Here is a 662-nt window from a genome sequence, read left to right as displayed (position 1 = left end):
AGAAATCCCTGGAACAGCCGGTCCGCCTGGAGGACGGCTTCGACGGCCTCGGGGCCGGTGCCCTCGCGCAGCGGGTGTGCCGCGGCGCGGAGGCTTCGGCGGCGTGCTGCGGGTCGTGGTGTTCGTCGCCGAGAATGCGCGGGCTCTCAGCGGTCCGCGTCCGGGTAGCCCTGCCGACGACGGGCACGACGATGATCACGGACGGCAGGGCACGGCCATCAGATTCACCGCGTCCGCACGCATGGGGGAGCCGGGTCGTCTTTCTCCTGCTCCCTGCCGGACGGCGGACCGGAAGGCCCTGGGGGAACCTGCCCGGGGACAGCCCGTCCGGCCGGCACATGATGTGCCGGCCGGTGGAACGGGTCAGGCAAGGGCCAGGAAGAGCTTCTCCAGTTCCTCCTGCGTCATGGGCGGGGCCTCGGTGCCGTCGGCGAGGCACTGGCGCATCCCGCTCGCCACGATTTTGAACCCGGCCCGGTCCAGGGCTCGGGACACGGCTGCCAGCTGGGTCACGACGTCCTTGCAGTCGCGGCCCGACTCGACCATCGAGATCACCGCGGCCAGCTGCCCCTGCGCCCGGCGCAGACGGTTCAGGACGGGCCGTACCGATTCTTCGTCTACCTGCACGAGATCCTCCTTCACCCCCCTGACAAGAATACCCC

2 protein-coding genes are annotated in these 662 nt (G+C 70.5%); both read right to left on the bottom strand.

Annotation, left to right across the window (positions count from 1 at the left end; all coding sequences use genetic code 11):
- On the bottom strand, positions 1 to 199 hold a 199-nt coding region (locus CCN37_RS41275; protein WP_210408437.1), incomplete at its 3' end, for a hypothetical protein.
- A gap of 164 nt (positions 200 to 363) precedes the next feature.
- Positions 364 to 627: a metal-sensitive transcriptional regulator gene (locus CCN37_RS38570; RefSeq protein ID WP_086826298.1), complete on the bottom strand. Its 264-nt coding sequence runs from the start codon at positions 625 to 627 to the stop codon at positions 364 to 366.
- Positions 628 to 662 lie beyond the last annotated feature (35 nt).

This window comes from Allokutzneria sp. NRRL B-24872 (genome assembly GCF_002155965.1).
In the GTDB taxonomy this organism is placed as follows: domain Bacteria; phylum Actinomycetota; class Actinomycetes; order Mycobacteriales; family Pseudonocardiaceae; genus Allokutzneria.
The sequence above is the reverse complement of the archived record's forward strand: the minus strand, read 5'-3'. Positions and strand labels throughout refer to the sequence as shown.